Below are 22,221 nucleotides of genomic sequence, written 5' to 3'. Positions count from 1 at the left end.
CCATGACCGGTAATGGGGGAGGCGGGGACGCGATCGTCGTCTCCGCGATCCGCAAGACCTACGGTGAGCTCACCGCCGTTGACGGAGTGTCGTTCACTGTGGCCGAAGGTGAGTTCTTCGGCATCCTCGGGCCGAACGGCGCCGGGAAGACGACCACCCTGGAGATCGTCGAGGGCCTGCGGCGGCCCGACGCGGGCAGCGTGACGCTACTGGGTGAGAACCCGTGGCCACGCAAGGTGAAACTCGTGCCACGGATCGGCGTGCAGTTACAGGCGTCGGCGTTCTTCGAGAAGCTGACCGCGCGGGAGCAGTTGCAGACGTTCGCCTCGCTGTACGGCAAGGGCACCAAGAACATCGACGAGATGCTCGACGTGGTCGGCCTCGCCGAGAAGGCGAACACCAGGGAGGACAAGCTTTCCGGCGGTCAGCGCCAGCGGCTGTCCATCGCGTGCGCGCTGGTGCACGACCCGGACATCGTGTTCCTCGACGAGCCGACCGCGGCGCTGGATCCCCAGGCCCGGCGCAACCTCTGGGACGTGCTGCGGGAGATTCGCTCGCGCGGCAAGACGATCGTGTACACCACCCACTACCTCGACGAGGCCGAGGCCCTCTGCGACCGGGTGGCGATCATGGACCACGGCACGATCCTCGCGATGGACACGCCTGCCGCGCTCGTCCGCGGACTGGACGCGCCCGCGCACATCATGCTCGACCACGGTGTGCTTCCCGTCGACGACGTACGGGGATTCACCGGTGTCGACGAGGTCAAGGACGACGGCACCACGCTGACGATCACCACCCGCAAGCCCGCGCCGGTGCTGAGTGCGTTGGCCGAGCGCGGCACCCTGGACGGGCTGCAGGTCAGGACCGCCACCCTCGAGGACGTGTTCCTCGACCTGACCGGACGGGAGTACCGGGCGTGAACGCGTTCAAGAGCCTTTCCATCGCCGGTGCCAAGGGATTCCTCCGGGACAAGGCGGCGGTGTTCTTCATCCTGTTGTTCCCCTTGATGTTCCTGGTCATCTTCGGGCTGCTGTTCCGGGACGCGGGCACCGACAAGATCAAGCTGGCGGTGGTCGGCGACGGCCCGGTCGTGCGGGCGCTCAGTCAGGCCGGGGTGGTGGAGACACAGCGGTTCGACTCCGCCGACGCGGCCGTGGCCACGGTCAGGGCCGGTGACCTGCCCGGCGCGGTGATCGAGAACGGCACGAACGTCCAGCTGCGGTTCGCCGCCAGTGACCAGAACCAGTCCGGGATCGTCAACGGGCTGGTGTCCAGTGTGGTCGACAAGGCCAACGTCGCGGCGACCGGCCAGCAGCCGCGGTTCACCTTTCAGCCCAGCCAGGTCGAGGACGACTCGCTCAACGCGATCCAGTACCTGACCCCGGGCATCCTGAGCTGGGCGGTGGCGTCCGCAGGCGTGTTCGGGGCGGCGATGACGTTCGTGCAGTGGCGCCGCAAGCAGGTGCTGCGGCGGCTCTGGCTCGCGCCGGTGTCCCCGGCGACCGTGCTGATGTCCCGGATCGGCGTGACACTGGGCATCGCGATCTCCCAGGCTGTGCTGTTCGTCGGGATCGCGTGCCTGCCGCTGTTCGGGCTGAGGCTGGCGGGCACGTGGTGGCTGTCCATCCCGGTGTTCCTGTTCGGCATGCTCGCGTTCTTCGCCATCGGCCTGCTGATCGGGTCGTTCGCCAAGACCGAGGAGGCCGCGAACGGCGCCGCGCAGATCGTGGTGCTGCCGATGGCGTTCCTGTCCGGCACGTTCTTCCCGATCGACCGGTCGCCCGGCTGGCTGCAGACCGTCTCGCAGATCTTCCCGCTGCGGCACATGAACGACGGCATGCAGGACTTCCTGGTCCGCGGCAAGGGTATCGAGGCACTGGTGGTGCCCAGCGCGATCCTGATCGGGTTCACGCTGGTCGTCGGCTTTGTCGCGACTCGCGTCTTCCGCTGGGACAGCTAGCTCGACACGTGGCCGAAAGGATCAGGCAGGACCCACAGTGAACCCCTCGTGAGTGTTTATCAGGGTTAGAACACCGATAAACACTCACGAGAGGGCAGGCAACCCTTTCGCACGCCTTCGCGCGACAGAACGCCGCGTCGAACGCGGGATCGCCTGCCTGACCAGGCCGTCTAACGGCGGCGGTTCGCCAGCTTCTTCAGGTGCAGCGGGAGCGTCAGCACGAAGCTCACGATCGCCACGATGATCGCGCCGAAAAAACCGGCCCAGAAGCCGGTGACCTCGAACGGCAGGTCCAGTTCGCCGGCGATCCAGCCGGTGAACCAGAACAACAGGCCGTTGACCACCAGGCCGATCAGGCCGAGCGTGAGGATGTAGACGACACAGCCCGCGATCTTGGCTATCGGTTTGAGAATCAGGTTGACGAGGCCGAACAGCACCGCGACGCCGATCAGCGTGCCGATGCGGGCCGGCACCGATCCGCTCAGCAGGTTGATCCCCGGCAGGATGGTCGCGACCCAGACGGCGGCGGCCGAGGCGAGCACTCGATACACGAATTCCACGCGGCCACCTTCTCACGGATGACCAATCTGGACACGTAGGCGCGGGCTACCGCGATCGGCGGTGCCGTACTTTACGGCCTAACGGCGTGGTTTCGGTGCCTGTGTGGCTCGCGACGTGTCGCAATTGTCCACACAGGACTGTTTGCCTGTGGCCAGTACTGCCGCCGCGGGCAGTGCCCGCGGCGGCGGCTCCGGTCGCTAGAACAGCGCGCTGGCCAGGTCGCGGCGGGCCTTCGCGACGCGGGGGTCGTCCGCCGGGAAGAGCCCGAACAGCTCGACCAGGTGCGACCGCGCCTTGTCCCTGTCCTCGCCCGAGGTGTTGCGGACGGTGTTGATCAGGCGCGCGAACGCCTCGCCGACCTGCTGCTGCGCCACCTGCACGTCGGCCGCGGCGAGCTGGGCGTCGACGTCCGACGGGTCCGCGTCCGCCTTGGCCACGGTCGACGGGTCGGCCGACTCCGCGCGCGCGGTGAACTTCACCTGCGCGAGCGCCGCCTTGACGTCCTCGTTGCCCGGCTCGGTGGCCAGGATCTGCTGGTACGCCTGCTCGGCCGCGGCGTAGTCGCCGCGCTCGATGGCGTCCTCGGCCGCGATGATCCGCGGGTCGGCCGGCTCCTCGGGCACCTCTTCGACGCCGCCCTGGGCGTTGGCCTCGGCGGCCGCGATCCCGGGCAGCCGGTCGCGCAACGCGTCCAGCAGCGCACCGATCCACTGCCGGATCTGCGGCTCCGGCTGGGCGCCGGAGAACGCGTCGACCGGCTGGCCGCCCGCGATCGCCACGATCGTCGGGATCGACTGCACGCCGAACAACTGCGCGATCCGGGGGTTGGCGTCGACGTCGACCTTCGCCAGCACCCAGGCGCCGCCGCCCGCGTTGGCCAGCCGTTCGAGCACCGGGGAGAGCTGCTTGCACGGGCCACACCATTCGGCCCACAGGTCGACGACCACCGGGACCTGTAGCGAACGCTCGACCACGTCCGCCTGGAAGGTGGCTTCGGTGACGTCGAAGACGAACGGGCCGCCGGCCACCGGGGCGCCGCCGGCCGGGGCGGCCGCGGGCTTGCTGGGAGCCTGACGTGCGGCATCCGCCCGCGCCTTGAGCGCCGACAGGTCGACGGCGCCGGACAGAGCCGCGGACATCGCGGCCGTCTGACGTGGATTTGGCCTTGTCACATATCTATCCTGGCACGTTCCGTTGCCCAGGTCAGGGCGGGCCGCCCCTCAGCGCCCGGTGTGCCCAGAACCACAACCCCCGTGTCCACCACTGCGGCACCCCGTGTCCACCACTGCGGCACCGTGAGATGCACTTTCCGGCACATCGAGATGCCCGATGCCCACACTGGCGGGAATTTCATGGTGCCGGAACGGTCGACACGGGGTGCCGGAACGGTCGACACGGGGTGCCGGAACGGTGGACACGGGGTGCCGGAATGGTGGACACGGGGTGCCGGAATGGTGGACACGGGGTCAGGACAGCGCGCTGACCACGTCGATGGCCATCGGGTTGCGCCGCATCGCCTCGTTCTGTTCACCCAGTGCCAGTGCGATCGGCCGCATCAGCTCGGCCAGCCGCCGCGTCCGGGCTTCGCCAAGGGCCTGCCACGGCGCCTCGGCGGCTTCGTCCGTCCGGCGCTCGATGTCCGTTCTCAAGTCGCGGCCTGCCTGCGTGATCGAGCTGCCGTCGAGCAGGCCGCGGTCCTCCAGGCGTGCTGCCGCGGCGGCCCACTCCGCCTCTGACCAGCCACGGGCCTGACGCATGTACGCTGGATCCACGTCGTGGTCCGCAGCGAACAGCACGAGCGTTTCGGCCGGGTCCAGCGACGCGGCCACAAGCACCGCGATGTGGCCGTCACCTCGGGATTCCCGCAGCACAGTGGTCGCCTGCCACAGCTTCAGGCGTGGTTCGGCCGGCGGCTCGATGATCGCGTTGGCCGCGGCGAGCGGACGCCCCGCTGTCGGCGCGTTCCTGGCCGCTTCCTGGGCGAGTTCGGCGGCCTCGGTCAGGTCCCGGTCGCCGATCATGCGCTGGAGCGCCCGGTCGACACCCGTCAACCGGGTCACCAGGTACTGCTCGGGCGAGGCGACCTGCCAGGCGTACGGGATGGCGCGACGGACCATCCGCGGGTGGAAGTTGTAGAACGCCGAGATGACCATCTCGGGCGCGACAGCGCCGAGGGGTGCCGCGCGCATGCCGAAGTACCCCATCCAGCCGCCCTTGCAGCCGAGCGCGTCGGTCGCCGCGCGGGACTCCGGCGTGAAGTACGTGACGTCGTGATACGTCTCGCACAACAGCCACATCGACCGGCTAGTCCGCAAGGTGCTGCTCCAGACGTTCGACCTTCGCGGTGATCTGCCCGGTGTGGCCGGGCCGGATGTCCGCCTTCAGCACGAGACTGACGCGTGGCGCGTCCGCCTGCAACACCTCGACGGCGCGTTTGACGACGGCCATCACCTCGTCCCACTCGCCTTCGATCTCGGTGAACATCGCGCTCGTGCGGTTGGGCAGGCCGGACTCACGGACCACCTTGACGGCCTGCGCGACCGCCTTGGCCACGCTGTCCGACTCGCCGCCGAGCGGGGAGACGCTGAACGCCACCAGCATGTGGTTCTCCTTTCCGCGTTGCTGTCCGTATGGATACCGCCTGGTAGCTTTCTGCGCCATGACGTCACGTCCGCTGCCGTTCGACCCGATCGCCCGTGCGGCCGAGATCTGGGAGGAGCGCATCGGCCCGTCCGAGGCGATGGCGGCCGTCACCAGCGTGATGCGGGTCCAGCAGATCATCCAGTCGGCAGTGGACACCGCACTGCGACCGCACGGCCTGACGTTCGCCCGGTACGAGGCGCTGGTGCTGCTGTCGTTCTCCCAGCGGGGCAGCCTGCCCATGCGCGTGATGGGCGAGCGGCTGCAACTGCACCCGACCAGCGTGACCAACATCGTCGATCGCCTCGAAGCCGACGGGCTGGTGAAGCGGACGCCCCACCCGACCGACCGCAGGACGACGCTGACCGAGATCACCGAAGCGGGCCGGGACCGCCGGGAGGCCGCGACCAGGGCCGTGACGGAGATCGACTTCGGGCTGCGTGGTCTGACCCCGCGCCAGACCAGGCAGCTGTCGGAGTTGCTGGCGCGCGTGCGGAAATCGGTCGGCGATTTCACCGACTGAGTGTTTGACTGCCCACCATGGTGTGGACAGCTCCCCAGACAGACCGGCTCGACGGCCCGTTCGTCGGCGATGAACGCGAAGTCCTGACGGGATTCCTGGAGTACCAGCGGGCGACCTTCCTGTGGAAGTGCTCCGGCCTGACCGGCGAGCAACTCGCCAGGCGGTCGGTGCCGCCCTCACCGCTGTCTCTGCTGGGACTCGTGCGGCACATGACGGACGTGGAGCGTTCCTGGTTCGTGCGCCGCGTCGCCGGCCGTCCGGTGGAGATGCGCTATTTCGACACGGATCCCGACGATCCGGACATCGAGTTCACCGGGGCCGCGGCGGAAGGCGCGGAGAAGGACTACGCGCTGTTGATCTCGGCGATCGACGAGGCACGGGCGGCACTGGCCGAGTTCCCGTTCGACCACGTCTTCGAGCACCCCCGGCACGGCCCGGTGTCGACCCGCTGGGTGGTGACGCACATGATCGAGGAGTACGCGCGCCACAACGGGCACGCGGACTTCCTCCGGGAACTGATCGACGGCGCTACCGGCGAGTAGCCGCTGCGTTCTCGGCCCGTCCGCCCGTCCGCTCGACTCAGGAGAAGCGGGCGGTGCACTCCTTGGCGTTGACGTAACCGATGCGGAACGCCTCCACGCGCGCGAAACCGGCCTTCACCGGGTTGCCGTTGATGTCGGCGGCGATCAGGCTCTTGCCCATCAGCATCTCCGCGACCGCCTCGTCGAGGTCACCGGGTGAGAGCCGGAGCGTGTTCTCCCCGGACCCCGGCTTCTCGGCGACGTGCGCCCACGCGCCGGTCAGGCAGGCCGTGCGCAGGGCGGCCTTCTCGTCGTCGAGGCTGAGGCCGACGTTCTTCTGGATCGACATCGTGTAGCGGGACGCGATCTCCGCGAACGCCGCGAAGTCACCGATGCCGACACCGTCGGCGCCCGGTTCCTGGTTGCGTTTCGGGGGCGTGCCCAGTTGCGCGAGCTTGCCGACGTCCATCACGACGGTGTTGTCGTCCGGGCAGTAGGCGACCGGCTCGGTGGCCTTCCCGCCCGGGCAGCGCGAGCCGTTGTCGCGCAGCTGCGGCGGGGTGAAACCGCTGGTCGTGAACGCCTCGTCCAGGCTGATCTTGATCTTGCGGATGTACTCGTCGTTCACCGGCAGGTTGCCGCGCCGGTAGTCCCGCTCGTCGAACTTCTGCTCGCTGATGCGGTCGTCGATCTCCTTCTGGTCCATCGCCGCGCAGCGCTTCGGGCCCTGGCTGAACCCCATCTGGAACGCGAACACCCGGTCCCACGCCAGGCCGTGCGCGCCCTGCTTGTTGGCGTCGGTGCCGGCCGGGTCGCGGATGAAGAACATGGTCGCGAGCACCTTGTTGAGGCCCTCGCCGGTGGAGATCTGGAAGCGCTTGGACTTGCCGTCGGCGATCCAGCGGAAGAAGCCGCCCGCGTAGCAGTCGGCCTGCTGCTCCTTCACGATCGTCTTGGTGGCCTGCGTGATCCCGCTCTTGCCGCCGAGTTTGAACTGCACGGCGTGCCCGGCCTCGTGCGCGAGCACGGTGACCACCGACATCTTCCCGAACTGCTTGCTCAGCTCCGGCAGCAGTACGCCACGGTCCCAGGCGATGCTGTCGTCGAGGCTGCAGTAGAAGGCGTTGACCAGACCGGACGTGGACGTCTGGCACAGCCGGAGGGCCTTGCCCTTGGAGTCGTACGACACCAGCCGGGCGAGCGGCGTGAACTTCTGCCCTTCGAAGTCCGCGGGCATCCGCTCGTTCCAGTACTCGTACAGGTCGGCGAGAGCGCCCAGGGCGAGCTGGTCCATCTCGCCGTTGTCGGCGTTCTCGGCCGTCAGGTCCGTCTTCGGCGCACCGTCACGCGGCCCGCTGGGCACCGTGTCGTCGTTGGTGACCGGCAGACCCGCGACCGTGCCCGCGTCGATCTCGCCCTCTGCTCTGGGCGTCCCGGGTATCGCCTGCGCACAGCTGACCAGGACGAGAACGACAAGAGCGAGCGCTAACGGGAGATAAGACCGCACGGGGGCACGATACTGGCCACCCGAAACGGACATACGGCGATCGGTCAGATCGACATCAGTCGAGGTTGCAGGCGTTGATGCCGTCCACGGCCCCGGTGCGGAAGGCGGCGACACGTTCGAAGCCGGTCGCGGGCGCCTCGCCGTCGAGGTCCCGGGCCGGGAAGTCGAAGCCGAGCAGCACCTGGACCGCCTCGTCCATGTCGCCGGGGGACAGCGCGAACACGTTGTTGCCCTGGCGGTTCAGCAGGAACTTGCTGTACGAGCCCGAGACGCAGAGTGCGGAGCGTTGTGCGTCCGCGCCGGTCAGCGGTTTGCCCAGGGCCGCCAGCGCCGCGATGGCGTAGCGGCTGCTGATGATCGTGCCGGTGGACCAGTCGCCGATCTTGGTGTGCAGTTCGGCCAGCCTGCCTCTGGTTTGCACGTCGATCGTCCGGTCGTCCGGGCAGTACGCCACCGGGCCCTGGTCGCCCTGGCCGCAGCGGGGCGTGCTCGTCACCCGGTCCAGCTTCGGATTCGGCCACTGTTTGCCAAGTTTCGACAACTCCGCCTGCATGTACGCGTTCACGTCCGGTTCGAGCTGTTTGAGGGTGTCCTCGAACGGCAGGTTGCCGCCCGTGGCCTGGTCCTGCTCGCTGAGGAACCCGCGCTGGGTGAAGGTCCGGTTGTCCACCGAGATCTCCGAGCACAGCTTCGCGGACTTCTCGAACCCGTCCTGGAACGCCGAAACACGGTCGAACGCGTCGCCGTGCGCGCCCTGTGCGGTCTGTTCGGTGCCGACCGGGTCACGGAACAGGACCATCGCCTCGAGCGCGGGGTCCAGCGCCGTCCGGTCCAGTTGCAGGCGATCGGCCTTGCCGTCGGACACCCAGCGCACGAACGCACCCGCGTAGCAGTCGGCCTGTGACTCCAACAGGATCGTCGGGTAACGCTGCGGGTCGCTGCGCTGAGCCGCCTGCGTGATGCCCGCGCGGCGCTGCACGGCGTGCCCCATTTCGTGCGCCAGCACCAACATCACCGACGCCTCGCCGAACCTTTCCTTCAGCACGGGTAAGAGCGACGCACGGTCCCACGCGATGATGTCCGCCGACGGGCAGTAGAACGCGTTGCCCTCGACGTCCGACGCCTGGTCGGTGCACGGCGGCGCGGGCGCGGCCTTGTCGCTCGTGTCGACCGAGTAGTACCCGCCGCGTAACGGCTGCCACGGCTTGTTGTCGAACGTGGCAGGGAAGGTCTCCTCCCAGAACTTCTCGACGTCCTTGACCACGGTCCCGGCCAGTTTGTCGATCTCGCCGCCGTCGGAGTTCTTGATGAACGTCGAGTCGACGTCCTCCTTGATCACACGACCGGTGCCGAGCGCGACACCCTGCACGGTCGTCGTGCACGCGGACAACGTCAGGGCAAGGGCCAGCGCCGCACCGGCTACGCCGAATGACCGAGTCACCCCTCAAGTGTGCCCGTTTTCGGCGGCCGAGGGGGGACTGATCATGCGCAGCACCGATATCGGCGCCCAAAAGTGCAGATCAGGTGCTGAAGCGGTCCAGCGCCCTGATCTTGTTGGTGGCGTCGAGCGCGGCGACCTTGTACGCCTCCGACAGCGTCGGGTAGTTGAAGATCGCGTTGACCAGGTAGTCGACCGTGCCGCCGCAGCCCATCACGGCCTGGCCGATGTGCACCAGGTCCGTCGCGCCCGTGCCGAAGACGTGCACACCGAGGATCTTGCGGTCCGTTGTGGACACCAGCAGCTTCAGCATGCCGTACGAGTCACCGGCGATCTGGCCGCGGGCGAGTTCGCGGTACCGGGCCGTTCCGGTCTCGTACGGCACCGAGGACGTGGTCAGCTCCGCCTCGGTCGCGCCGACGTACGAGATCTCCGGGATCGTGTAGATGCCGATGGGTTGCAGCGCACCCAGTTCGTGGGCCGGTTCGCCGAACGCGTGGTAGGCCGCCAGCCTGCCCTGGTCCATCGACGTCGCCGCCAGCGCGGGGAAGCCGATCACGTCACCGACGGCGTAGATGTGCTCGACCGAGGTCTGGAAGTGCGGGCCGACCTCCAGCCTGCCGCGCCTGTCGGCCTGCAGCCCGGCCTTCTCCAGGTCCAGTGCCTCGGTCATGCCCTGACGGCCCGCCGAGTACATCACGGCCTCGGCCGGGATGCGCTTGCCGCTGGCCAGGGTGGTGACGGTGGCGTCCTCGTTGACCGCGACGTCCACGACCTTCTCGCCGAACCGGAAAGTCACCGCCAGGTCCCGCAGGTGGAACTTGAGCGACTCGACGATCTCCGGGTCGCAGAACTCCAGCATCCGTTCCCGCTGCTCGACCACGGTGACCCGGCAGCCGAGCGCGGCGAACATGGACGCGTACTCGATGCCGATCACGCCGGCGCCGACCACGACCATCGAGGCCGGGATGGTCTCCAGCTGCAGGATCTCGTCCGAGTCCAGCACCCTGGCCTCGTCGAAGTCGACCGCGTTCGGCCTGGCCGGGCGGGTGCCGGTGGCGATCACGATCTTGTCCGCGCTGATCGTCGTCCGGGCCCGGCCCTCGACCGCGACGGTGTGCGGGTCGACGAACCTGGCGTGGCCGTCGACGAGTTCGACGTGGTTGCGCAGTAACTGCGCACGCACGACCTCGACCTCACGGCCGATCACGTGCTGGGTGCGGGCCAGTAGGTCGACGATGGTGATGTCGTGCTTGACGCGGTAACTCGCGCCGTACAGCTCCCGCTGGTTCATCCCGGTCAGGTAGAGCACCGCCTCCCGCAGTGTCTTCGACGGGATGGTCCCGGTGTTGACGCAGACGCCGCCGATCATGTCGTGCTTGTCCACGACGGCGACGCGTTTGCCCAGCTTGGCGGCGGCGATCGCGGCCTTCTGGCCACCCGGCCCCGATCCGATGACGATCAAGTCGTAGTCGTGCGCAGTCACGCCTACAGCCTGCCACCTACCAGCCCCTCGTGAGTGTTTATACGTGTTCTAACCCGGATAAACACTCACGACAGGTCTTCTGCGGGAACCAGCCAGATGACGCCCTGCGGCGGCAGTTGCAGGACCGCCGAGGCAGGCCGTCCGTGCCACGGCTTGCCGACCGCCTCGACGTCGCCGAAGTTGCCGACGCCTGAACCGCCGTACACCTGAGCGTCCGTGTTGAGCACCTCACGCCAGTGCCCGGCCTTGGGCAGGCCCACGCGGTAGTCGTTGTGGGGCATGCCCGCGAAGTTCGCGATGCAGACCACCATGTTGTCGCCGTTGGGGTCCATCCGGATGAACGACAGCACGTTGCCCGCCGCGTCGTTCGCGTCGATCCACGAGAAGCCCTCGGGCGAGGTGTCCGCCACGTACATCGCCGGATTGTCCCGGTAGACGCCGTTCAGGTCCCCGACCAGTGTGCGGATTCCGGCGTGCAGCGGGTCGTCCAGCAGGTGCCAGTCCAGCGAACGGGACTCGGACCACTCGTCGACCTGACCGAACTCGCCGCCCATGAACAGCATCTGCTTGCCCGGGTGCGCCCACATGAACGCCAGCAGGGCGCGTACCCCCGCGGCCTTGTTCCAGTCGTCGCCCGGCATCCGGGTCCACAACGAACCCTTGCCGTGCACGACCTCGTCGTGCGACAGCGGCAGGACGTAGTTCTCGCTCCACGCGTACACCAGCGAGAAGGTGATCTCGTTGTGGTGGTACGTGCGGTGCACGGGGTCGTGGTGCAAGTAGTTCAGGGTGTCGTGCATCCAGCCCATGTTCCACTTGAACCCGAAGCCGAGGCCGCCCAGGTGCGTCGGCCTGGTCACGCCCGGCCACGCGGTGGACTCCTCGGCGATCATCATCGTGCCCGGGTGTCGCCTGTAGACGGTCGCGTTCAGCTCCTGCAGGAACCGCACGGCGTCCAGGTTCTCCCGGCCACCGTGCTCGTTGGGCAGCCACTGGCCGTCCTGCCGGGAGTAGTCCAGGTACAGCATCGAGGCCACCGCGTCGACCCGCAGGCCGTCGATGTGGAACTCGTCCAGCCAGTACAGCGCGTTCGCGACGAGGAAGTTGCGCACCTCGTTGCGGCCGAAGTCGAACACCAGCGTGCCCCAGTCCGGGTGCTCGCCCCGGCGCGGGTCGGCGTGCTCGTACAGCGGCTGGCCGTCGAACCGGGCCAGTGCCCACGAGTCCTTCGGGAAGTGCGCGGGCACCCAGTCCATGATCACGCCGATGCCGCGGGAGTGCAGGTGGTCGACGAAGAAGCGGAAGTCGTCCGGGCCGCCGAAGCGGGACATCGGCGCGTAGTACGACGTGACCTGGTAGCCCCAGGAGCCGCTGAACGGGTGTTGCGCCACGGGCATCAGCTCGACGTGGGTGAAACCGAGCTCGCTCACGTAGTCGGCCAGCTGTTCGGCCAGCTCGCGGTAACCGAGGCCGGGCCGCCACGACCCCAGGTGCACCTCGTACTTGCTGACCGGGCGACGCCACCAGTCGGTGCGCTGGCGTGTCGTCACCCATTCGTCGTCCGTCCACTTGAAGTCCGAAGTGGACACGATGGACGCGGTCGCGGGCGGCGGCTCGGCGCTGAAGGCCAGCGGGTCGGCCTTCTCGTGCCAGGAGCCGTCCTTGCCGAGCATCCGGAACTTGTAGCGGGTGCCTGCCGGCAGGCCGGGGACGTAGAGCTCCCAGATGCCCGACGAGCCGAGCGAACGCATCGGGTTGGCACGGCCGTCCCAGCCGTCGAAGTCGCCGCAAACCCTGACGCCGGTGGCGTTCGGGGCCCACACCGCGAACGACGTGCCTTCGACGACACCGTTCGGCGTGTCGTAGCTGCGCACGTGCGCGCCGAGCACCGTCCACAAGCGCTCGTGCCGTCCCTCGGCGATCAGGTGCAGGTCCAGCTCACCCAGCGTGGGCAGCCAGCGGTACGGGTCCTCGACCAGTTCGACCTTGTCGCCGTACGCGACCTCGAACAGGTACTCGGTGGCGGTCTGCGGCAGGACGGCCGCGAAAAGACCGGGCGCCACCTCGTCCAGCTCCTGTTTGAGGTCGCCGGCGAGGACGGTCACCGAAGTCGCGCCGGGGCGCAGGGTGCGCACCACGGCTCCCGCCGGGTGCGGGTGCATGCCCAGTACCGAATGCGGATCATGGTGTGCGCCGGCGAGCAGGCGGTTGACGTCCTCGGCCGGCGGGGCCGGATCGAGTGGCTTCACTCCAGCAATCCTAGTGGCCCCGCCGGTCGATCGCAGATCACCCTGTCACCTCGTGAGCGAAAATCCGTGTTCTAACCCTGATAAACACTCACGAGGGGTCAGGAGGCGATGCGGGAGATCGACGCCAGGGGGATCTGCAGCCAGTCCGGGCGATTGGCTTGCTCGTACGCCACTTCGTAGACCGCCTTGTCGAGCTCCAACGCCCGCAGCAGCACCTCGTGGTCGCGGGGATCGCCGTTCGGTGAGACCTCCGCGTAGCCGTCGCAGAACGCGCCGCGGTTGCGGTTGCTCCACTCACGGGCCCGCACCGCGAGCTGGTGATCCTCTGGTTGTCCGACAAGCAGTTGATGCGCCGCGTAGTCGAACGACCTGAGCATCCCGGCCACGTCGCGCAGCGGTGAGCGGGGCGCGCCGCGTTCCTCGGCCGGTGCCGCGGGCTCGCCTTCGAAGTCGATCAGAGCCCAGCCGTGCACGGTCCGCAGCACCTGGCCGAGGTGCAGGTCGCCGTGCACGTGCTGGATCGTCACGCCCTCGTTCGCCGCGCCACGGGCCTGCTCGAAGACGCCACGGATGGCCTCTTCCCGCGGCGCGAGCTCGGGCACGGAGGAAAGCACCGTGTCGAGCCTGCGGTGCATGGTGTCGACGGCCGCGTCCAGCTCGCCCGGTTCGGCCTGGCGGGAATCCAGCGCCCGCGCCAGATCCGCGTGCACGGCCGCCACGGCCGCGCCCAGGCGGTGCGCCTCGCCGGCGAAGTCACCGCCGACCTCGTCGGCGTGCAGGTCCGCCTCGGCCATCAGGTCACGCACACTCGTCGTGGCCATGGCCCAGCCGTCCGCCGCGTCCGCCAGGAACTGTTGCAGCATCCCTAAAGTCGGCTTGTCGCCGTCGTCGTCGGAGATCCAGCCGAGCGGCTGGGCGATGTGCTCACAGCCCACCGAGTGCAGCGCGCGGTGGATCCGCAGGTCCGGGTTCGGGCCCGCGGTCAGCTTGCGGAACAGCTTCAGGATGTACTGCGTGCCGTAGATCAACGAGGTGTTGCTCTGCTCGGACGTCACCGTGCGGCCGCGCAGGTTCTCGTCGAGGTCGACGTCGTTCTCGCGGTGGAAGCCGATCGGGCCGGCCGACTCCTCCTCGGCGATCGCGTTGAGCAGGCACGTCATCAGGTCGGGATCGGCGGTCGCCTCGTACCAGTGCCTGCCCTCGCTGTCGATCCAGACACCGGCCAGGTACTCCGGCGGATCCTCCCTGCTGCCCAGCAGGACCTGGTAGACCGACTTGCGGTCGTCCTGCACCACGTCGACCAGTGCGTGCACCAGCAACGGATCCCGGTCCCGCAGCGTGATCACCCGCACCGGCCGGGCCTCGGTGATCGGACGGTCCTTGCCCCCGAACCACCGCTGGTGGGGCAACCACTTGGGCAGTTCGTCGGCCAGCATTCGCAGAACCGGCTGGGTCATCCCTCGTCCACCGCCATGATCTCGAACCAGTAGAAGCCGTGCCCGGGCAGCGTGAGCAGGTAGGACAGCTCACCGATCAGGGGGAACCGCACACCACCGGTCAGCTCGACCGGCTGGCGCCCTTCGTACTCCGAGAGATCCAGCTCGACCGGCTGGGGGAACCTCGAGAGGTTGTTGACGCAGAGCACCGTGTCATCCCCATGCCGCCGCAGATAGGCCAGCACGCTCGGGTTGGACGAACCGAGCTCCTGGAAGTCCCCGAGCCCGAACGCGCTGTGTTGCTTGCGCACCTCGATCATCCGCCGCGTCCAGTGCAGCAGCGACGACGTGTTGTTCAGTTGCGACTCTACGTTGATCGCCTGGTAGCCGTAGACCGGATCGGCGATCACCGGCAGGTAGATCCGGCCCGGGTCGCACTGCGAGAAGCCGCCGTTGCGGTCGGGCGTCCACTGCATCGGCGTACGGACCGCGTCCCGGTCGCCGAGCCAGATGTTGTCGCCCATGCCGATCTCGTCGCCGTAGTACAGCACCGGCGAGCCGGGCAGCGACAGCAGCATCGCGGTGAACAGCTCCAGCTGGTTGCGGTCGTTGTCCAGCAGCGGCGCCAGCCGCCTGCGGATGCCGATGTTGGCCTTCATCCGCGGGTCCTTGGCGTACTCCATGTACATGTAGTCGCGTTCCTCGTCGGTGACCATCTCAAGGGTCAGCTCGTCGTGGTTACGCAGGAAGATCCCCCACTGGCAGCCCGCCGGGATCTGCGGCGTCTGGGCGAGGATCTCGGAGATCGGGAACCGCGACTCACGCCGGACGGCCATGAAGATGCGCGGCATCAACGGGAAGTGGAACGCCATGTGGCACTCGTCGCCGCCGACCGCCGGGTCGCCGAAGTACTCGACCACGTCCGACGGCCACTGGTTGGCCTCGGCCAGCAGCACCCTGCCCGGGTACTCGTCGTCGACGACCTTGCGGCACCGGCGCAGGAACTCGTGCGTCCGCGGCAGGTTCTCGCAGTTGGTGCCCTCCTCCTCGAACAGGTAGGGCACGGCGTCCAGCCGGAAGCCGTCGATGCCGAGGTCCAGCCAGAACCGCAGCACCTCCAGCATCGCCTCCTGCACCTCGCCGTTCTCGTAGTTGAGATCAGGCTGGTGGGAGAAGAACCGGTGCCAGTAGAACTGCCCGCGCACCGGGTCGTACGTCCAGTTGGAGGTCTCGGTGTCGACGAAGATGATCCGGGCGTCCGGGTAGGCCTCGTTGGTGTCCGACCACACGTAGTAATCGGCGTAGGGCCCGTCCGGGTCGTTGCGTGACGCCTGGAACCAGGGGTGGGCGTCCGAGGTGTGGTTGAGCACCAGGTCGGTGATCACCCGGATGCCCCGGCGGTGCGCCTCGTTGAGCAGGTACACGAAGTCCTCGACGGTGCCGAACTCGGGCAGCACGGCGCGGAAGTCGCTGATGTCGTAGCCGCCGTCGCGCAGCGGCGAGGCGTAGAACGGTGGCAGCCAGAGGCAGTCCACCCCGAGCCACGCCAGATAGTCCATCTTGGACGCCAGCCCGCGCAGGTCGCCGGTGCCGTCGCCGTTGGAGTCGGTGAAGGCCCGGACCAGGACCTCGTAGAAGACCGCGGTCTTGAACCAGTCCGGTTCCCTGGGCACCAGCCTGGCCGACCGGAAATCCTCGGCCTGGGGCTCGACCAGGTGTCCGTCGGCCAGCACGGCCTCACCTGTATGCGGCACACCCTCCAGGCCCAATGCGGAGCCAGGACGGGTTTCCTCCGGCACAGTCGCCACGTTCGCACCACTCGTTCGCTCGAGACCCAACACTTTTGTGGTACCCCAAAGCGCGACTGTTTGCACAGCGAAAGCTCTGGCGGTGTGCGGACTCTACTGGTCAACCGCCGTGCGGGCGAACTACGGTCCCTTTTGGTGCGACGCCCCGTGGCCGTTGCGCATGCCGGAACGCGGACATGCCCGGCGTACTGGCCAGTACGCCGGGCATGTCGGAGGAACGGGAGGCTGCTACCCCTGGACGCTCACCGCCGCACCGAGATGATGTGCGCGACCGCGTTCCACGGTTCGAGCCGGACGTAGTTCGCCTGGCCCCAGTCCCATGCCTGGCCGGTCACCTCGTCGAACGCGGTGAACCGGTCGTGCCAGCGCATGCCCAGTTCCGGCATGTCCAGCCAGACCGTGCCCTCCGCGGTGCCGAACGGGTCGAGGCTGAGCACCACGACCACCGTGTCGCCGGTTTCCGGGTCCACTTTGGAGTAGGCCAGGACGGCGTCGTTGTCGACGTGGTGGAAGCGCAACGTCCGCAGTTGCTGCAGCGCGGGGTGGGCTCGCCGGATCGCGTTCAGCCTGCGCAGCCACGGCTCCAGCGAGCGGCCCTCGGCCAGTGCCTTCTCCCAGTCACGCGGCCGCAGCTGGTACTTCTCAGAGTCCAGATACTCCTCGCTGCCCTCCCGGACCGGTGTGTGCTCGTACAGCTCGTAGCCGGAGTAGACACCCCACGTGGGGGAGAAGGTCGCTGCCAGCGCCGCGCGCAACGCGAACATGCCCGGACCGCCGTGTTGCAGGGACGCGTGCAGGATGTCCGGCGTGTTGACGAACAGGTTCGGCCGGGCCTCGTCGGCGTGCTTGACCAGCTCCTGGCCGAAGTCGATCAGCTCCTGCTTGCCGGTCCGCCAGGTGAAGTACGTGTACGACTGGGTGAAGCCCAGGCGCGCGAGACCGTACAGCCTGGCCGGGCGGGTGAACGCCTCGGACAGGAACAGCACGTCCGGATGGGTCGACTTGACCTGGGTGATCAGCCAGTGCCAGAAGTCCGGCGGCTTGGTGTGCGGGTTGTCCACCCGGAAGATCCGCACGCCGTTGTCGACCCAGTGCATGACCACGCGCAGGACCTCCGAGTACAGCCCGGGCGGGTCGTTGTCGAAGTTCAGCGGGTAGATGTCCTGGTACTTCTTCGGCGGGTTCTCGGCGTACGCGATCGTCCCGTCCGGACGGGTGGTGAACCACTCCGGGTGTTCGGTGACCCACGGGTGGTCCGGCGCGCACTGCAGCGCGAGGTCGAGTGCGACCTCCATGCCCAGTTCGTGCGCGCGGGCCACGAAGTCCTTGAAGTCACCGAGCGTGCCGAGCTCGGGGTGGATGGCGTCGTGCCCGCCCTCGTCCGAGCCGATCGCCCAGACCGAGCCCACGTCACCGGGCTCGGAGGTGACGCTGTTGTTCGGGCCCTTCCGGTTGACCTTGCCGATCGGGTGAATCGGCGGCAGGTAGACCACGTCGAAGCCCATCGAGGCGATCCGCTCGAGCTCGCCCGCCGCGGTCATGAACGTGCCGTGCACCGGCTTGCCCGACGCGTCGAGACCGCCGGTCGAGCGGGGGAAGAACTCGTACCACGATCCGAAGAGGGCACGTTTGCGGTCCACCCAGACCCGGATCGTCTTACCGCGCGTGACCAGTTCCCTGACCGGGTGACCGGTCATGATCTTGTGGACCGGTTCGGACAGCGCCTCCGCGATCCGCGCGGGCAACGGGCGTTCCGTGTCGCGCAACGCCGCCGCGGCCGCCGCGAGCAACCGCTTCTCGCCGTTGCGGTTGGGACGCCGGGAAACCCGTTCGATCAGGCGGGCACCGGTCTCCAGGTCGTTCCACAGTTCCCCGGGGCTCTGCCCGGCCGCGACCTTCACCTCGACCGTGTGCTTCCACGTCGACCACGGGTCGCTCCACGCGTCCACCCGGAACGTCCACAGTCCCTCGGTGTCCGGGACGATCACCGCGACGAACTCGTCCGGCTCGCTTGGGTGCGGCGCCATCCGGGTCTGCCGGGCGGCCGTGTCGGTCGGCCCGCGCCAGGCGACGGTCGCGGCGACCGCGTCGTGGCCCTCCCGCCAGACCGTCGCCTGGATCGGAACATGTTCTCCGACAACGGCTTTGACCGGATACCGGCCACAGTCGACAGACGGGGAAACGTTGTCGATGCCCAGACGACCGCTCACAGAGGCACTCCTCGGGTGTGGGGTTCTGCCTCTAGTCTGCCGTGTCGGAGGCCTTCTCGCGTAACGGGGTTGGCCACTCACCGTGCCGGAGTGGTGGACACGCGGTGCCGGAGTGGTGGACACGCGGTGCCGGAGTGGTGGACACGCGGTGCCGGTGTGGTGGACACGCGGTGCCGGAGTGGTGGACACGCCGGGGTTATCCCGGACTTGGCTTGTCCCACACCCGCCGGTAAGCCTCGATCAACCACCTGTTCGCCCGCTCGCGGTCCGGGTGCTCCGGCAGCGGCGACGTGGTGATCAGTTTCTCCAGCTTCGCCTCGAGCTCGTCGGCCGCCGCCAGCGCCTCGTCCTTGGTGTGCCTGCCCTGCCGCAGATCCCGCAGCCACGCCAGCCACGGCTCCGGGATCGGCAGGGTGATCCGGCCGGTCTCCAGCAGTTCGACGCCCTGCACGCCGAGCCGCACCATGTGCATCGCGTACTTGGCGTCGAAGCCGTACTTCTCGATCAGTTCCGGCCGGTTCGTGTGCCGTTTCACCCCGAGCATGCCCGCGCGCTGCGAACGCAGGTAGCCGACGAAGCGCCTGCCTGCCTGGCGCGACAACACGATCTCCGGGTTGGCGCGCAGCTCACGGCCGAGGTCGTCGATCCGGACGATCTCGTTCTCCGGCACGAACAGCGGCAGCAGCACGGTCGGGTTGCCCTGTAGCGCGAGCCGTACCCACTTGCGCAGCGAGTAGACGATCAGATCGAGGTCGCCTGGCCCGGACCGGTGGCCCTCGGGCTGCGTGCGGAAGATGTACTGCTCGAACTTCTCCAAGCCGACGACGTACTCGGGCGGTTCGACGCAAATGCCCATTTCGTCACGGTCGTCCTGGCCCTGGATCGCGGTGCCGTGCACGCCTGAGCCCACCTGCACGCGCAGGATCGTGCTCCGCTCGGCGATCCGCGCGAACTGGGGACTCGAATGTTTCATGACAGATTTCTAGCGGTCGACCAGCACGAACGTGTACTGATTTTCACCCCGCCGCGCGTGTCCACCGTTCCGGCACCCCGTGTCCACCGTTCCGGCACCCCGAGATGCGCTTAGCGGCACCGCGAGTTCGCCGTTCCGGCACTGCGGGTTCGCCGTTCCGGCAGGTCGGGTGACTACCGGGCTCGGGGCCTTCAAGATCGCCCCCGGCGGTAAGTATGGTGCTCGGGGTGAAAGCTGTGCGTCGATTCGCCGTCCGTGCCGGCCTGCCGGAGTCGCTGGCCGAGCTGGGCACCCTGGCCAACAACCTGCGCTGGACCTGGCACCCGCCGACCCAGGACCTCTTCGCCGCTGTCGACCCGCGGGCGTGGGAGGAGCTGGGCGGTGACCCGCTGCGGATGCTCGAGCAGGCACCGGCCGAGCGGCTGCGGCAGCTGGCCGCCGACGAGGAATTCATGATGCGGGTCCGTGCCGTGTCCGACGACCTGCGGCGCTACATGACCAGCGATCGCTGGTACCAGCGCAGGCAGGAGGAGCTGGCGCACCGGGCCGCGGGCGACCCGTCGGCGCCCCGGCTGCCGAGGTCGATCGCCTACTTCTCGATGGAGTTCGGCGTCACCGAGGCGCTGCCGAACTACTCCGGCGGCCTGGGCATCCTCGCCGGTGACCACATGAAGGCCGCGTCCGACATGGGCGTGCCGCTGATCGGCGTCGGCCTGCTCTACCGGTCCGGGTACTTCCGGCAGTCGCTGTCGGCCGAGGGCTGGCAGGTCGAGCACTACCCGGTGATCGACCCGCGCGGCCTGCCGCTGGAACCGCTGACCGAGCCGTCCGGCGTGCCGCTGCTCGTGCACGTCTCCATGCCCGGCGGCCGCGTGTTGCGCGCCCGGATCTGGAAGGCCAACGTCGGGCGCGTGCCGCTGCTGCTGCTCGACTCGGACGTCGAGGAGAACGACGCGGATCTGCGGGGCGTCACCGACCGGCTGTACGGCGGTGACCAGGACCACCGCATCCGCCAGGAGATCCTCGCCGGGATCGGCGGCGTGCGGGCCGTGCGGACGTACTGTGAACTGACCGGTCACCCGCAGCCCGAGGTTTTTCACACGAACGAGGGACACGCCGGCTTCCTCGGCCTGGAGCGGGTCCGTGAACTGATGGCCGCCGAGGGCCTCGACTTCGACCAGGCACTCTCGGCCGTCCGCGCGGGCACCGTGTTCACCACGCACACGCCCGTGCCCGCCGGGATCGACCGCTTCCCGGTGGACCTGGTCCGGCACTACTTCGGCGGCGGCAACCTGCTGCCCGGCCTGGATGTGCAGCGTGTGCTCGCGCTGGGCGCTGAGGAGAACGCCGGCATGTTCAACATGGCCCACATGGGCCTGCGGCTCGCGCAGCGAGCCAACGGCGTGTCCAAGCTGCACGGCGAGGTCAGCCGGTCGATGTTCGGCGGGCTCTGGCCGGGCTTCGACACCCACGAGGTGCCGATCAGGTCCGTGACCAACGGCGTGCACGGCCCGACGTGGGCGGCCCGCGAGATCTCCAAGCTGCTCGGAGAGTCCGAAGTGGACAGTGAGGTCGGGCTGACCGGGTTCCAGCCGGTGACCGACGCGCTGCTCTGGGAGCTGCGCTGCGGGCTGCGGGAACGTCTCGTGCACGAGGTCCGCCGCCGGGTCCGGGAGGCCTGGCTGCAACGGGGCGCGTCGTCGCTCGAACTGTCGTGGACCGAGTCGGTCTTCGACCCGAACGTGCTGACCGTCGGGTTCGCCCGGCGCGTGCCGACCTACAAGCGGCTCACGCTGATGCTGCGTGACCCCGAGCGGCTCAAGGCTCTGCTGCTCGACCCGGAGCGCCCGGTGCAGCTGGTGGTGGCGGGCAAGTCGCACCCGGCCGACGACGGCGGCAAGGCGTTGATCCAGCAGATCGTCCGGTTCGCCGACGACCCGGAGGTGCGGCACCGGATCGTGTTCCTGCCGGACTACGACATGTCGATGGCCCGGTACCTCTACTGGGGCTGCGACGTCTGGCTGAACAACCCGATGCGCCCGCTGGAGGCGTGCGGCACGTCGGGCATGAAGGCGGCGTTGAACGGCGGCCTGAACCTGTCCATCCGGGACGGTTGGTGGGACGAGCTGTACGACGGCCGTAACGGCTGGGCGATCCCGACCGCGGACGGCGTGTCCGACCCGGTGCGCCGCGACGACCTGGAGGCCGCGGCCCTGTACGACCTGCTCGGCTCGCAGGTCGTGCCGACGTACTACGACCGCGGTACCGACGGCGTGCCGACCAAGTGGATGGAGCTGGTCCGGCACACCCTGGCGTCACTCGGGCCGAAGGTGCAGGCGACCCGGATGGTCCGCGAGTACGTGGAGTCGTTCTACGCACCCGCGGCCACCTCGGCCGCACGGGCCAACGCCGACGGCTTCAAGCACGCCAAGGACCTGGCGGAGTACCGGGGCCGGATCGACGCCTCGTGGCACCAGGTGCGGGTGACCGACAGCGAGCTGACCCTGCCGGACGGCAAGGCACCGGTGATCGGCGAGCGCGTCCAGGTCCGCTCCTCGGTGGAGCTGGCCGGCCTGCAGCCCACCGACGTCGAGGTCCAGGCGGTCGTCGGCCGCGTCGGCGACACGGACGACCTGCTCGACGTGGTCACCGTGGCGATGAAGCCCGACAGCGACGGCACGTACGTGGCCGAGTTGCCGCTGCCGCACGCCGGTGCGCTCGGCTACACCGTGCGGGTCCTGCCCAAGCACGACCTGCTCGCGTCCACCGCGGAGCTGGGCCGGGTGATCCTGGCGAACTAGGCCGTGTATCGATGTCCCCGTTCGATGAGAGGCTGCCCCGGCCGGAGGCCGGAGTCGGCTCGGTGGCGCCAGGGGCCGCATCCGGCCCGGCTATCGCGATCGGGG

At 68.6% G+C, this 22,221-nt stretch carries 17 protein-coding genes; 5 read left to right on the top strand and 12 right to left on the bottom strand.

The window, feature by feature from the left end; genetic code table 11:
* Nucleotides 1-2: 2 nt before the first annotated feature.
* Nucleotides 3-923 (top strand): ABC transporter ATP-binding protein, encoded by a 921-nt coding sequence (locus GC106_RS29680; RefSeq protein ID WP_173137439.1) that lies wholly within the window; start codon nt 3-5, stop codon nt 921-923.
* Nucleotides 920-1,963, top strand: a complete 1,044-nt coding sequence (locus GC106_RS29675; protein WP_173137437.1) for an ABC transporter permease — start codon at nt 920-922, stop codon at nt 1,961-1,963. Before GC106_RS29680 ends, GC106_RS29675 begins: the two co-directional genes overlap by 4 nt.
* 170 nt (nt 1,964-2,133) lie before the next feature.
* Here GC106_RS29675 and GC106_RS29670 read toward each other — a convergent pair whose 3' ends face one another.
* From GC106_RS29670 to GC106_RS29655, 4 genes are all read right to left on the bottom strand, one after another.
* Complete coding sequence (locus GC106_RS29670; RefSeq protein WP_173137435.1) at nt 2,134-2,523, bottom strand: phage holin family protein; 390 nt, start codon at nt 2,521-2,523, stop codon at nt 2,134-2,136.
* 198 nt (nt 2,524-2,721) lie between these two features.
* Nucleotides 2,722-3,663, bottom strand: a complete 942-nt coding sequence (locus GC106_RS29665) for a tetratricopeptide repeat protein (protein WP_173137523.1) — start codon at nt 3,661-3,663, stop codon at nt 2,722-2,724.
* Between the two features lie 327 nt (nt 3,664-3,990).
* A complete protein-coding gene (locus tag GC106_RS29660; RefSeq protein ID WP_246366849.1) occupies nt 3,991-4,839 on the bottom strand; it encodes an SCO6745 family protein in 849 nt (282 codons plus the stop codon).
* Nucleotides 4,829-5,125 (bottom strand): MTH1187 family thiamine-binding protein, encoded by a 297-nt coding sequence (locus GC106_RS29655; RefSeq protein ID WP_173137519.1) that lies wholly within the window; start codon nt 5,123-5,125, stop codon nt 4,829-4,831. The genes GC106_RS29660 and GC106_RS29655 overlap by 11 nt, the downstream gene beginning before the upstream one ends.
* 58 nt (nt 5,126-5,183) lie before the next feature.
* On the opposite strand from GC106_RS29655, the gene GC106_RS29650 reads away from it, so the two are divergent.
* Both GC106_RS29650 and GC106_RS29645 read left to right on the top strand, forming a co-directional pair.
* A complete protein-coding gene (locus GC106_RS29650) occupies nt 5,184-5,687 on the top strand; it encodes a MarR family winged helix-turn-helix transcriptional regulator (protein WP_173137433.1) in 504 nt (167 codons plus the stop codon).
* A gap of 17 nt (nt 5,688-5,704) precedes the next feature.
* On the top strand, nt 5,705-6,229 hold the full coding sequence (locus GC106_RS29645) for a DinB family protein (RefSeq protein WP_173137431.1): 525 nt from the start codon (nt 5,705-5,707) through the stop codon (nt 6,227-6,229).
* 37 nt (nt 6,230-6,266) lie between these two features.
* On the opposite strand, the gene GC106_RS29640 is transcribed toward GC106_RS29645, so the two are convergent.
* The 8 genes from GC106_RS29640 to GC106_RS29605 form a co-directional block, all read right to left on the bottom strand.
* Entirely contained in the window at nt 6,267-7,715 is a 1,449-nt protein-coding gene (locus GC106_RS29640; protein WP_312872948.1) for a neutral zinc metallopeptidase, read from the bottom strand.
* A gap of 55 nt (nt 7,716-7,770) precedes the next feature.
* On the bottom strand, nt 7,771-9,156 hold the full coding sequence (locus GC106_RS29635) for a neutral zinc metallopeptidase (RefSeq protein WP_312872946.1): 1,386 nt from the start codon (nt 9,154-9,156) through the stop codon (nt 7,771-7,773).
* A gap of 79 nt (nt 9,157-9,235) precedes the next feature.
* Complete coding sequence (gene sthA, locus GC106_RS29630; RefSeq protein ID WP_173137427.1) at nt 9,236-10,639, bottom strand: Si-specific NAD(P)(+) transhydrogenase; 1,404 nt, start codon at nt 10,637-10,639, stop codon at nt 9,236-9,238.
* A 65-nt stretch (nt 10,640-10,704) separates the two neighbouring features.
* Complete coding sequence (gene glgB / locus GC106_RS29625) at nt 10,705-12,888, bottom strand: 1,4-alpha-glucan branching protein GlgB (RefSeq protein ID WP_312872945.1); 2,184 nt, start codon at nt 12,886-12,888, stop codon at nt 10,705-10,707.
* Nucleotides 12,889-12,986: 98 nt separating this feature from the next.
* Nucleotides 12,987-14,345: a maltokinase N-terminal cap-like domain-containing protein gene (locus GC106_RS29620; RefSeq protein WP_173137425.1), complete on the bottom strand. Its 1,359-nt coding sequence runs from the start codon at nt 14,343-14,345 to the stop codon at nt 12,987-12,989.
* Nucleotides 14,342-16,123, bottom strand: a complete 1,782-nt coding sequence (gene treS / locus GC106_RS29615) for a maltose alpha-D-glucosyltransferase (protein ID WP_173137513.1) — start codon at nt 16,121-16,123, stop codon at nt 14,342-14,344. The genes GC106_RS29620 and treS overlap by 4 nt, the downstream gene beginning before the upstream one ends.
* A 251-nt stretch (nt 16,124-16,374) precedes the next feature.
* Nucleotides 16,375-18,342 (bottom strand): alpha-1,4-glucan--maltose-1-phosphate maltosyltransferase, encoded by a 1,968-nt coding sequence (locus GC106_RS29610; protein ID WP_173137423.1) that lies wholly within the window; start codon nt 18,340-18,342, stop codon nt 16,375-16,377.
* Nucleotides 18,343-18,538: 196 nt separating this feature from the next.
* Nucleotides 18,539-19,315 carry a nucleotidyltransferase domain-containing protein gene (locus GC106_RS29605; protein WP_173137421.1) on the bottom strand — a complete coding sequence of 259 codons (777 nt, stop codon included), beginning with the start codon at nt 19,313-19,315 and terminating at the stop codon, nt 18,539-18,541.
* Between the two features lie 227 nt (nt 19,316-19,542).
* On the opposite strand from GC106_RS29605, the gene glgP reads away from it, so the two are divergent.
* On the top strand, nt 19,543-22,116 hold the full coding sequence (gene glgP / locus GC106_RS29600; protein WP_173137419.1) for an alpha-glucan family phosphorylase: 2,574 nt from the start codon (nt 19,543-19,545) through the stop codon (nt 22,114-22,116).
* Nucleotides 22,117-22,221 lie beyond the last annotated feature (105 nt).

This window comes from Kibdelosporangium persicum (assembly GCF_013280595.1).
Lineage (GTDB): Bacteria > Actinomycetota > Actinomycetes > Mycobacteriales > Pseudonocardiaceae > Kibdelosporangium > Kibdelosporangium persicum.
The sequence above is the reverse complement of the archived record's forward strand: the minus strand, read 5'-3'. Positions and strand labels throughout refer to the sequence as shown.

Coding starts and splice junctions, on each gene's coding strand:
- GC106_RS29680 (WP_173137439.1), top strand. CDS start 3: ATGACCGGTAATGGGGGAGGCGGGGACGCGATCGTCGTCTCCGCGATC.
- GC106_RS29655 (WP_173137519.1), bottom strand. CDS start 5,125: ATGCTGGTGGCGTTCAGCGTCTCCCCGCTCGGCGGCGAGTCGGACAGC.
- GC106_RS29650 (WP_173137433.1), top strand. CDS start 5,184: ATGACGTCACGTCCGCTGCCGTTCGACCCGATCGCCCGTGCGGCCGAG.
- GC106_RS29605 (WP_173137421.1), bottom strand. CDS start 19,315: ATGAAACATTCGAGTCCCCAGTTCGCGCGGATCGCCGAGCGGAGCACG.
- GC106_RS29645 (WP_173137431.1), top strand. CDS start 5,705: ATGGTGTGGACAGCTCCCCAGACAGACCGGCTCGACGGCCCGTTCGTC.
- GC106_RS29620 (WP_173137425.1), bottom strand. CDS start 14,345: ATGACCCAGCCGGTTCTGCGAATGCTGGCCGACGAACTGCCCAAGTGG.
- GC106_RS29665 (WP_173137523.1), bottom strand. CDS start 3,663: ATGTCCGCGGCTCTGTCCGGCGCCGTCGACCTGTCGGCGCTCAAGGCG.